At 44.5% G+C, this 11,975-nt stretch carries 10 protein-coding genes; 5 read left to right on the top strand and 5 right to left on the bottom strand.

Features of this window, described 5'->3' with window-relative positions:
* Window positions 1-79: 79 nt before the first annotated feature.
* The 4 genes from H6571_06790 to H6571_06775 all read left to right on the top strand — a co-directional run bounded on the left by H6571_06790 (window position 80) and on the right by H6571_06775 (window position 4,696).
* Window positions 80-1,291: a glycosyltransferase gene (locus tag H6571_06790; GenBank protein MCB9323432.1), complete on the top strand. Its 1,212-nt coding sequence runs from the start codon at window positions 80-82 to the stop codon at window positions 1,289-1,291.
* Window positions 1,292-1,293: 2 nt separating this feature from the next.
* The gene (locus tag H6571_06785) at window positions 1,294-2,493 is read left to right on the top strand and encodes a glycosyltransferase (protein MCB9323431.1); all 1,200 of its coding nucleotides are present in this window, start codon (window positions 1,294-1,296) and stop codon (window positions 2,491-2,493) included.
* Window positions 2,465-3,619, top strand: coding sequence for a 3,4-dihydroxy-2-butanone-4-phosphate synthase (gene ribB / locus H6571_06780; protein ID MCB9323430.1), 1,155 nt, complete (start codon window positions 2,465-2,467; stop codon window positions 3,617-3,619). The genes H6571_06785 and ribB overlap by 29 nt, the downstream gene beginning before the upstream one ends.
* 450 nt (window positions 3,620-4,069) lie before the next feature.
* Window positions 4,070-4,696, top strand: coding sequence for a polyphosphate polymerase domain-containing protein (locus H6571_06775; protein ID MCB9323429.1), 627 nt, complete (start codon window positions 4,070-4,072; stop codon window positions 4,694-4,696).
* A 137-nt stretch (window positions 4,697-4,833) separates the two neighbouring features.
* Here the strand turns inward: H6571_06775 and H6571_06770 are convergent, their stop codons facing one another.
* Entirely contained in the window at window positions 4,834-6,603 is a 1,770-nt protein-coding gene (locus H6571_06770; protein ID MCB9323428.1) for a T9SS type A sorting domain-containing protein, read from the bottom strand.
* A gap of 39 nt (window positions 6,604-6,642) precedes the next feature.
* On the bottom strand, window positions 6,643-7,695 hold the full coding sequence (locus H6571_06765) for a PorP/SprF family type IX secretion system membrane protein (protein ID MCB9323427.1): 1,053 nt from the start codon (window positions 7,693-7,695) through the stop codon (window positions 6,643-6,645).
* Between the two features lie 234 nt (window positions 7,696-7,929).
* Here H6571_06765 and H6571_06760 point away from each other — a divergent pair, with 234 nt between their 5' ends.
* Window positions 7,930-8,778, top strand: a complete 849-nt coding sequence (locus H6571_06760) for a C40 family peptidase (GenBank protein MCB9323426.1) — start codon at window positions 7,930-7,932, stop codon at window positions 8,776-8,778.
* A gap of 227 nt (window positions 8,779-9,005) precedes the next feature.
* Here H6571_06760 and H6571_06755 read toward each other — a convergent pair whose 3' ends face one another.
* Genes H6571_06755 through H6571_06745 form a run of 3 tightly spaced genes read right to left on the bottom strand, consistent with a single transcriptional unit; the run spans window position 9,006 to window position 11,937 of the window.
* Window positions 9,006-10,097, bottom strand: a complete 1,092-nt coding sequence (locus H6571_06755) for a family 10 glycosylhydrolase (protein ID MCB9323425.1) — start codon at window positions 10,095-10,097, stop codon at window positions 9,006-9,008.
* 22 nt (window positions 10,098-10,119) lie between these two features.
* Window positions 10,120-11,229 (bottom strand): carbohydrate-binding family 9-like protein, encoded by a 1,110-nt coding sequence (locus H6571_06750; GenBank protein MCB9323424.1) that lies wholly within the window; start codon window positions 11,227-11,229, stop codon window positions 10,120-10,122.
* 15 nt (window positions 11,230-11,244) lie between these two features.
* A complete protein-coding gene (locus H6571_06745; protein ID MCB9323423.1) occupies window positions 11,245-11,937 on the bottom strand; it encodes an RluA family pseudouridine synthase in 693 nt (230 codons plus the stop codon).
* Window positions 11,938-11,975 lie beyond the last annotated feature (38 nt).

Genomic DNA, 11,975 nt, shown 5'->3' with positions numbered 1-11,975 from the left:
TACTGCAAAAAAACCCTGAATGACCAATAGACTGAAACCTGTAAATACGTTTTAGAAAAGGACATTAAAGTGAAAAAATATGAGAATCCTTCAAGTATGTAAAAAATTTCCTTATCCGTTGAAGGATGGTGAGTCCATAGCGATCAATAACCTGAGCAGGTCTCTGAAAGATCTTGGTGCGGACCTGACGTTATTGGCAATGAATACGAAAAAACACTATTATGATTTGAAACGGGAACCTTCCCCTTTTGATCAATACGATGAAATCATCACGGTGGATATTGATAATACCATCAAGCTTAAAGATGCCTTCCTGAACCTTTTTTCGCAAAAGTCTTTTCATATTTCTCGTTACGTTTCCAGAGAATTTGAGAGAGCCCTGATTAAATTATTGAAAAGAACTTCCTTTGATGTCATTCAGTTGGAAACGCTTTACCTCGCTCCTTATATTCCCGTTATCAGAAAATACTCCGATGCTAAAATCTCTATGAGGGCGCATAATGTGGAGTCCGAAATATGGAAGCGGATTACAAAAAACACCCAGTCGGTTCCCAAAAAAATATATCTTAGATACCTTTCCGGCAAATTGCAAAAGTTTGAAACCAGGATGCTCCGCCAGTACGATATCCTGATGCCGATTACTCATCGTGACCTTGGTATTTTCAAGCAGATGGGGTACACTGGAAAATCCGTTGTGGTGCCCATAGGACTCGACAGCACAGAATATAAGGCAGACTTTGACAGTTTCCGGAAAAATCTTTCGCTTTCCTTTATAGGCTCATTGGACTGGATGCCGAATATTGAGGGACTGAAATGGTTTCTAAAACATACCTGGGGAAAAATGCAAAAGGAAATACCCGACCTGGAATTGCATATTGCCGGGCGGAATACTCCCGACTGGTTGAAAAATTTAAAAAAGAAAAATATTGTCGTCCACGGAGAAGTGGAGGATGCCTCAGCTTTTATCAACGGTCATAGTATCATGGTGGTGCCTTTATTGTCCGGGAGCGGTATGAGGGCTAAGATCCTCGAAGGGATGGCGCTGGGTAAAGTCGTACTGACCACAACGGTTGGCCTGGAAGGGATCGAGGCTACCCACGAGCAGGAAATCCTCATTGGAGACAATCCCTCAGAATTAATAGAAGCTGTCAAATGGTGCTCCAATCAAAATGGCCGACTTGAAGTCATGGGCCGTCGCGCTTCTGATTTTGTGCAGCATAACTATGACAGTTTGCAGATAGCCAAAAAGGTCATGAAGGCTTATTCCACAACTACTGTCGAAATTGTTTGAGCATGAGCTTCTTACTCATACCGGCATTCTGGATGTCTTTCTTTTTGCTGGTGTATTCTTATTTTATATATCCGTTATTGCTCAAATGGCTGGCTAAAAACAAGGCCGTAAATGCTGTCGTTTATGACAAGGAAGCAGACCTGCCTTTTGTTTCGGTTTTGATGTCAATTTATAATGAAGAGGCCGTCATTAGGGAAAAACTGGAAAGCCTGCTGAAACTCGATTACCCGGAAGGGAAAATAATCATTTATGCCGGATCGGATTGCTCCTCCGACAACTCCAACGAAATTCTTAGGGAGTATTCCAAAAAGTATCCCAGGATATCTTTTTTTCCCTTTGAGCAACGAAACGGAAAACCGGGGGTCATCAACAGGCTTGCACTCGAAGCCGAAAAGATGCGACCTGCCGGAAGTAACCATATTTTCCTGATCACGGATGCAAATGTCATCCTCACGCCCAACGCACTCAAAAATCTTACACGCCATTATAAGCATGAAAAAATAGTCATCGTTGATGCCAATATGGTTCATGTGGGGATGATGGACGAAGGGATATCAAAGTCGGAGAATTATTATATTTCTTCCGAGGTTGCGCTTAAAAACAGGGAAGCCAGAATGTGGGGAATGATCGCTGGTCCTTTCGGAGGATGTTATGCTTTGCGGTCGGATTGGTTTTGTGAGGTGCCCTCTAATTTTTTGGTGGATGATTTTTATATCGGTATGCGCGTTTTGGAAAAAGGCGGGCTCATCATCAATGACCTGGAGGCGGTATGTTATGAGGCTGTTTCCCATGAACTGAAAGAGGAATTTCGTCGGAAAGCGAGAATTTCTGCCGGCAATTTCCAAAATCTTGTCACTTTTCCCCATCTTTGGTGGCCACCTGTCAAGTTGCCGGCTTTTATACTGTTTTCTCATAAAATACTAAGGTGGTTCGGGCCATTTTTTATGCTCATTATGATTTTTGTAAGTGGAGCTTTGGCCTGGGCGGGATTTTATTTGTACCAACTGATTTTTTTAGCCCTTGTTTTGGGAATCTTTTCTGTACTTTCTTTGGATAAGATTTTGAACAAAATAGGCTTAAATATATTTTTATTGAGGAGCATCCGTTATTTTTTGATGATGAACGTCGCTCTTTTTATGGGATTTATTAATTTTTTAAAAGGAATCAAACACAATGCTTGGGAACCTCCAAAACGGAATTGATACCAATTTCAAATTGAATACGATCGAAGAGGCTATTGCTGATATAAAAGCCGGGAAAATAATCATTGTAGTGGACGATGAAGATCGGGAAAATGAAGGCGATTTTATCTGTGCGGCGGAATGCGTGACACCGGAGATCATCAATTTTATGTCCAAATACGGCCGGGGATTGATCTGCACCCCAATCGATGAGAAAAGAGCTCATGAGCTGAAACTGGATATGATGGTGTCTTCCAATACAGCGGTCCATGAAACGGCATTCACCATTTCTGTGGACCTCATTGGCCAGGGATGTACCACAGGTATCTCTGCCTATGACCGGGCCACAGGCATTCGCGCTTTGGTAGATCCCAATACAAAATCTACTGATTTTGCTCGTCCAGGGCATATTTTCCCACTGAAAGCCAAAACAGGCGGCGTGCTTCGCCGCACCGGGCATACAGAAGCAGCCATAGACCTTGCCCGTCTGTCCGGGTTTTTTCCTGCCGGGGTATTGGTGGAAATCCTGGATGATGATGGTAGTGCCGCGCGCCTGCCCCGTTTGATAGAAGTAGCCAAACATTTTGAGATGAAAATCATCGCTATTAAAGACCTGGTTGCCTTCCGCATGCAAACAGAAAGGCTCATTAAAAGGGAATTGAGTGTTAATCTGGAAACAAATTATGGTGATTTTGAAGTGATAGCCTACCGCCAGCAAACGACAGATGATATTCACCTGGCTATTAAAAAAGGAAGTTGGGAACCCAACGAACCCGTACTGGTGCGTGTTCATTCTTCCACTGAAACAGGAGATGTGCTCGGTTCACTTTTTGATAATTATGGCGAATGCCTCCAAAGAGCCGTAAAGATCATTGCCGATGAGGGAAAAGGTCTTGTTTTGTTTATGCGGCACAGCGAAAAAAAGGACTCCATCCTGCATACCCTGAAAATGCTGGACAAACAAAATGCCAATGGGATTAGCCTGAACAGTAACATACAGGGAACAGAGCAAAAAGATTTTGGGGTCGGAGCTCAAATACTAAGAGACCTGGGCATTTCCAAACTCAAACTGCTCTCCCGAAATGCCAAACACCGCGTGGCCCTTTCCGGTTACGGCCTCGAGATCGCAGAGCGGGTGCAGCTTTAGCCGGTTTTTCGGTGGACGGTGGGCGGAATGTTTATTGTAATAAGTCAACCAGTATCCAGCATTTTGTCAGGATCATGATTTTTAGGATTATTGGATAAACAGGATTGAGTATTCCCTGGTAATCATGTCTTTCTGCTATTTTGCAACAAGACAACAAGCAACAAGCAACCAGTAACGAGCATTTTGTCAGGATCATGATTTTTAGGATTATTGGATAAACAGGATTGAGTATTCCCTGGTAATCATGTCTTTCTGCTATTTTGCAACAAGACAACCAGTAACAAGCAACCAGTAACGAGCATTTTGTCAGGATCATGATTTTTAGGATTATTGGATAAACAGGATTGAGTATTCCCTGGTAATCATGTCTTTCTGCTATTTTGCAACAAGACAACCAGTAACAAGCAACAAGCAACAAGCAACCAGCAACCAGTAACCAGCAACCAGCCCATGCGCTACGAAAGAAAATATGTGCTTGAAAACGTACCCCTGTTTGACATTCAGCAGATGGTGCGCCTGCTCCCGGTTGGTTTCCGGGAAGCCTTTCCTGTGCGCCGCGTCAACAACGTTTATTTTGATACGGTAAGCTTTTCGGCTTATCAGGATAATATTATAGGCATTGGTGACCGGACGAAATTCAGGTTGCGCTGGTATGGCGAGCATTTTGACCACCTCCTGAAGCCTGTGCTCGAAGAAAAGGTAAAACATGGGGAACTGGGGTATAAAAATGTATTCCCCTTGCAAGATACTTTTTGGAAGGATATTGCCAAAGCAGCCCGGGAAATCCCTCAAATATCCAATCTCAACCTTTCTCCCGTACTGATCAATTCCTATCTCCGTTATTATTATGCTACGCCCGACAATCGTTTTAGGCTGACGATTGACTTAGATATGAAATACGGAAGGTTTGAAACATCACGGGCCCTTTTGCCGTATGCTTTTTCTGAAAAAACGGTATTGGAAATTAAATACGATCAGGAATTTTCCGAAGAGGCGGATCGGATTACTCAATTTTTCCCTTTAAGGCCTACGAAGCATTCCAAATATGTGATAGGTATCCAGGCAAGTTATGGGTGAAGCGTTTGATATTATATTCTTTTCAACGGGTGTTTAATTTTAACGATCACTCAAAACGAAAATGAAATGGCATGGGAAAATGCTCCGGAATTAGGTTATTTTTTGGAGTACCATTAATCTGCGAATTATGCATGACATCACTCCTTCACAATTTTATATTTAAAAACAGCGCCCTCTTTATCCTCCAGTTTTACAAAATAAACACCGGCCGTCAAATGTCCCATTTTCAATGAAACGGAGCCGGTCCCGTCCTTTTTACTGGCCACAATTTTTCCGAAAGCATCACTCACAAAAATATCAAAGGAATCATCAGCGGCCAATTCAATAGTCAATTCGTCACCAACGGGGTTGGGGTACAGCTTGTGCCGGCCAAGGTCAGTTTCACGAACTTTATCGATTACCATTAGCGAAAAATCGGTCACTACAGGAAAATGGTCTGAAGCTCCGCCTGTGTCGTTGGTGCTCAGGTTGTAGAGATCGAGTCTGTCTGCAGACATGACCTCCGTTTGAAGGGTAAATGATTTCTCAGCGTTCATTACCATATCTGAATAGATCATAAAATCGAGCCTGCCGGGAGGGTAGGGGCTTTGATCATTACGCCAGGTATAGGCCATGCGCTTATCGGCCTGTCGGCAGATTTGGTCCGTAAGGTCCGAACCGTCCCAGTCCAGAGGGCCTCCCTGGCCGAATTGGTTCACATTTTGGATGTCACCGGTGAGCAGGGTAGTTAGCTGCTGGGCATAACCCACCAGGTTGAGGTCGCCGGCATAAATGAAAGGCGTAAATTCGGTGAATCCAAGACCGGCGCCTACTTCTTTGAGTTGCAAAAGAAAGGAAACGTATTCATCAACTTGTGATTGCCGCTCCGAATTTTTAGCGCAGCAACTCAAATGTGCGTTGGTAAACAGCAGGTTCTGCGGATAAGTATCGGGTAGGTCGATAAGCACCGGGAACGATCGTGTGATGAAAGGCCATGTTTGCAGCACAGGCCATCGCGAAGCCGTAATCAGGTCGCCTTTTTTGACCACCTGCCATCCGTCGGCATTGTCCAAAGGAAGCCAATTATTCAAAAGGGAGGCAACGGTGGCGGCAGGGGTATCGTAACACTCGGAAAAACCTATTATGTCCGGATTCAACGCCTTCAGCACTTTTTCAAAATGGGGGAGCCTAGCGGATTCCAAGAGGCCGTCGAAAAGGGTGTTGTAAGCAACCGTCCGCAGGTACGACGGGTTTTCTTTTTCCAGGGAGGTAGGTACCAGTGGTTCTACTGGCGTATTGTCAAAAGTATAGGAGAAAAATGATCCTTCATCGGGCATTACATCTCCGTTGTGCCAGTTTTTGAAAAGTATTTTGATGGTCGGACTGGAAAATAATGCATGGACATTGTCCGGAACAGCATTCCGGGCAATGGCGATTTCAAATTCCGTAGAAGTCACCGTTGGCCCAATTCGTAAGCGTATGTCTGAAAAGTTTATCGTTTGCGGGGGTGAAACATCAAAGTTGGCAGAGAGATTACTGAAATTGATCCCCAGTTCAGAACCAAATCCATCTTGTACATTGAACCCGGTTGATGCATTGTCATCGGTATCTATGTAAAGGTAAATGCTATGCGCAATCGGATCATTCTCTTTGAGGTTGATTGCTGTGCCGAGGACAATTTTGAGAAAGAGAAATTCCTCATCATTGGTCACCTGAAAAGAAAGCAGGTCGACATTGCTCACCGTTTCATCCGGATCCGTATACCCGGAAACTTCCTCGGGCCATTCCGTAAATTTTCCATCGATAGAGATGGGAGCCGATTGGCTGAATAAAAAGGAAAGGCGGAAGAACAGTAGTAACGTGAGGAAAGCAGGAGTCCGCATGGAGCCTAAATTTTTATGGTTCAGAAAACGGATAAAAGTATCCATTTTTCCACACTTTAGCGACAATCAAAAAATATTTTGTTTTTAAAATTTCGGGCAAACCACCAAATCATTTTCGTATTCACCGAGGTAGGCGACGGAAATTTCAAAAGTCGATTGTCCTTTTCGTGAATTAGCCAGATCAGATAGGTTGGCATCATAACTAAATCCCACCAGAAAATTTTGATACTCGACCCCTGCCAGGAATACAACGGCATCAGCGAATACGCTTTTTTGTTCGTTGCCTGCCATACGTACCCAGGAGCCGATATGGAGGGCTGTGCCGCTTATAGAGCTGAGTGAAAGACGAACATTGGATCCTGCGTTGGCGGCGAAGTGTGGCCCTTGTATATACGCCAGTGCCCGGGGTGAAATTTTAACAAAATCTCCGATAGGGAAGACGAAATTGACGTATGCTGTATATTTTCTGAACAATCTGTTGGAAGGGAAATCTGCTTCTTCATCAGGATTGTAATAAAAGCTCACCTCAGGGTTTAGGATATGGCTCATTGCTGCTCCGGCATAAATCTGGGGGCGACGGTCAGGAGCGTATGAATAATTGAGGCCTACGTTGAAGTCGCCGTAAGCAAAGTTGTTCTCAGGAAATACTTCATCGGTAGGTTCCGTATAACCATTGGTACCGTTAAACTGGTCGTGGAAATCCAGGGTATTGTAACTGACATTACGCTGGGCAAGGCCTAACTGCATTCCCAGGGAAATATATTGATTTCCTTTAGGGCTGAGCCCTTTATGAAAAGCCCCGGATAACAATATCTGGTTGGTAGAAAAGCTTAAGCCGGGGTTATCTTTATGGAAAACGATGCCGAAACCGGCGGCATCTTTGTTTTTAGATCGGTTTTTCAACACATTGAACCTGAAATCTGCTGCGGCGGCAAAAGTGGTGATGGGGTCGTCCAGGACGGTTCTCCATTGATCGCGATAGATGAAAGAAACGCGGAATTTCCCCTCAAATGCCCCGGTAAGGGCCGGGTTCAAAGTGGCCGGCGAGGCATAAAACTGGCTAAAATCCTGATCCTGTGCAAAAGCAGAACCACTGATAAAAAAAAGGCTGACGAGCAGTAAGGTTATTTTGTTCATTTGTAATATCGATTAACAATTTCGGTGGCCAAAGGTACAAAATATTGGATTATTTTGTAATCAAAGACTGTTCTATCAATGAACGGAAGTAAGGTGATTTTATTTTTATTTGCCGGGGAATGATTTTATTTTGGGAATTGCATATGTTTTCGATAAAACAGAACGAATTGTGCAAATAGCCTAAAAATCAAAAAAATTACTATTTTTGACTTATTCTTAACAAACAGCAGTTTGATGACTTACGCAATTTGTTCTGTAAGTACGGCGCCTGTCCGCAATACTTCTTCTCATAGAAGTGAGATGATTTCCCAGCTTTTATTTGGGGAGTTGGTTGAAGTCCTTGAAATAAAAGGACGCCAATGGGTGAAGACCAGGGGTTGTGATGACAACTTCGTCGGCTGGGTGGCGAGCAATCAGATAGAGATGGTTACCCCTTCCGAGTATGAAACTTACCGGGATCATTTTGCTTTTGTTTTTGATTTTTTCCATCCCGCTCATGCCGAGAATCATTTTCTGCCCCTCATGATTGGTTCCCGTTTGCCTAATTTTGACGGAATGCAGTTTTCTGTCGGATCCATGAATTATACTTTCAGCGGTCGTGCTGTTTATCCACAGGATGCCCAGCGTGACCCTGCCATTTTGGTCAAACTGGCCAAAATGTATCTCAATGTTCCTTTTCTTTGGGGCGGACGTTCCGCCTCAGGCATTGATGCTTCAGGGTTTACCCAGGTGATTTGCCGGATGAGCGGATTGCAATTGCCGCGCGAAGCCGACGAACAAATTTATGCAGGCGAAAATGTTGGGTTTATCGAACATGCCCTTGCGGGCGATCTCGCCTTTTTCGAAAACAGCCGTGGACGTATCAGCCACGTCGGTATTATGCTGGAAGATAAACAGATCATCCATGCCTTTGGCAAAGTGCGCATCGACCCTATCGACCATTTCGGGATTTTTAACCCCAAGCTCAAACGTTACACTCATAAATTAAGGCTTATCAAAAGAGTTTTTGCTCCGAAACCGTCGAATGAAAATACCATTACCCGCAGGGCAGTGGGAGAGGCGACCCAGATAGAATTGTTTTAAGCAGAGGAGATTCTGTGGATTTTGGATGATTAAGATATTTTAGCAATCGTTATAGGGTGTTTCAGGTAGTGAGGCTGTTCCAGAGTCAAAGCCTGCCTGACAACATCAGGTACTGTATATACACAACTTATTTTTTCCTGAGGTTGAATACTATCTTCATTCCTGCAAACATTTATATATATACAGTAGACAACATCAGGAGGCAGGTTCAAATGGAAAGTTGAAACTCACCGCCCAATAAACGCCTTCATCTGCACCCACTGCAAGCTATCCATGCCCGGATAACTAAAAATCGCAATGCCCGAAGCCCCGTTATCCTCTGCGATTTCCATCGCCCGTTTAAGATCCAGGGTGTCGTTTTTATGATGAGGGGTAAACAGGCCACAATACACCTTTGTGCCTTTGGAACCTACCGCCGCTACATCCTCTTTCATACAATCTGCGATCCACTTTGCTCCACCGTCGGCATAAAAACCGGAATAAACCATGGGGAAGACAATGTCCAGATTCCACTTATCCCAATCCTGGCGAACCATTTTCCTTGCAATAGTCGGAGTTGGAAAAGGCGAGGCGCTGATAATTTTGCCGTGCCGGTGGGTCATTTCTGCCAGCAAATTGGCGATCTCCGTAATCTGATCGTAGCGAAACTGCTTCCAGGTTTGATCGGTGGAAGGATCTTCCAACTCCCGGGGATCGTATCCATGCAGTGCCATAAATTTTTCGATCATGGCCGGATGGTATCCATAGTCCCATTCCGGGTATTCCTTATCCTGAACGATGTTGTACTTTGGCTGGATATTTTCAGGTAAAATAACATCTACATATCGATTGTAATCCAGGCTCAGTCCTTTTAATCCTTCAATTTTTACGATCTTTTCCAGATCTTCTACCAGGAAATTCCGTACTTCCGGCAGGGCAGGGCAGAGGAATTTGTAATAAGGCACATAGGCCGTATCTGTGGCCAGGGATTGCCCGAGCCTGTTGACACTCAACCATTCCGGGTGCTGTTCCACCGTGTCATTGTAAGGCCTGTTCATAATCCATTGCCAGGCATGGATATCGATGTCGTACTTTTTGGCAACGGCAATGACTTCCGGGTAATCTTCAGCGGCAGCATGTAATAAAACACCCCGGATTCCCGTGTCTTTTAATTTTTGAAAAACTTCGTCCCAGTTGGTTTGGGGGCTATAATTCATCCAGCACCAATATTGAGGGAGTTGTTCCTTAGCTGGTTTTGGTGTTTGGCAGGAAAAAGCAGTCAGGGATGCCAAAATTATGGCAATCGATAAAAACCGGAATGGAAGGAAATGTCGGATCATTTTATAAAATTTACGGTCAGGGTTAATGCAGGTAATCCTGAAAAGTAAGGTGACTCTTTTCATTGATCTTCCAGATGGCTTTAAGGCCATTGGCCTGCGCGGTAAAACCGGAAGGTTGTGTTTCCAGGGTAATGAGCTGGCCAAAATGTTCCCTATTATAGGGATCGAGTGTCAGGTCATCCAGTTTTTCAGCGAAATGGCCGTGGGTGTTGAAAAAAGATTTTTGTTCCCGGTAAATTTCCAGGAGCGCCATTTTCAGGTCGAAATCCACATCTTCAAAAAAAGGGACTTCTTTGGTTCCTGCAATTTCGGTACTGAACTGTACATAACCCCAAAATTCAGGTTGGTGCATATTGATGGCCCATTGCGGGGACCATACCCAGTTGTGCTCCGGCAGAGGTTTCCCGTTTTTACCTTTTTTCTTTTTGTATTGCCCTTTTTTTACCGTGGTTTCCCATTGAACCCTGGAAAAATTGATGCGCCATTGTTGCTGATTGAGAGGGCGGTGGATTTCAGGTAAAAAGGCTGTAATATCGGACCATGGGATGGCGATTTCCACGCTCCACCGTTCATCCGTATCCCTGGGGTTGTTGAGGGTGCCTTCTATCTCTACGGCAGTCAATAAATTGGGCAGGTCAAAGTTGGAATTGGCGTGGGTGGTATCCCTGTAAGGCCTTTCCAGGAATAAATCCCAAACCGTATTGAGGGCATTGATTTCCAGTTCCATGTAGTGGTGATTGTCGCCGTCGGGATCGATGAATATTTCGAAATCATTATCGTAATATATGATCTCGTCCCTTTTCGTCAGTTTCGCCCAAATATGCTCTTCCTGTAAAACAGCTCCAATGTAAAAATATTGGCTATCCCATAACATTTTGACCTGGGTATCATAATAAGGGGTGGCTCCGGCGGGTCCTGTAATGTCCATGAAATAATCCGTCCATTCGGAGTTCCTCCAGTCCGCTTCCTCCAGTTTTCCATCTATCCTTATGGGGGTACTGACCTGGTAACAAATGTAGTGTTTGGGCGCCTTGACAGGAAAAAATATCTGCTGCCCCCCGGCCATAAAAGGTAGGATTAAAAAAAATGACTTAAGGCAAAGGCGTATAGATACGGAGTTTCTCCAACCCATTTGATTCATTTTTGATTACAACCACATGTCTTCAAATAATCTCCATATTTGTTCGTCCGGCGGATCTGCCGTAATGACAACCGGTTCTTTTTTTACCGGATGGATGAAAGACATGGAACGGCAATGCAGGTGGATGGAAGCATCCTCATTAGGACTTTTATAACCGTATTTGACGTCTCCGCGGATGGGGTAACCCACCTTGGCCAGTTGTGCCCGGATTTGATGGGAGCGCCCGGTTTTCAGGTCGATCTCGAGGAGATAATGATCTCCCAATTCACCGATCATATTGTAGGACATCTCTGATTTTTTGGCTCCTTCTGCCCTGCGGCTCAATTGGTCATAGGCTTTGGTAATGTTCTTTTCCCTGTCCTTGATCAGGTAGTGGGTCAGGTCGGCAGAAAAAGGATTGGGTCGGGAGCCAATAATTGCCCAGTAATGTTTATTCATATCCCTGTCCCGGATGAGTTCATTCATCCGCGTCAGCGCCTTGGTGGTTCTGGCAAACACGACCACGCCACTTACGGGGCGGTCGATACGGTGGATGACTCCCAGGAAAACATCTCCCGGTTTTTTATACCGGAGTTTGATGTAGGATTTTGTCCAGTCGGCCAGGGTGGAGTCCCCCGTTTTGTCGGCCTGAACGAGCCATCCCGGAGGTTTGTTTACTCCGATAATGTGATTGTCTTCGTATATGACTGTTGGTTCCATTGTTACTTGGTCTAATGAAGGAATTTATTGGCAAAGCA

It is taken from the genome of Lewinellaceae bacterium (genome assembly GCA_020636105.1).
Taxonomy (GTDB): Bacteria; Bacteroidota; Bacteroidia; order Chitinophagales; family Saprospiraceae; genus BCD1.
Note: the sequence above shows the minus strand (reverse complement) of the source record. Positions and strands in the feature narration are given on the sequence as shown.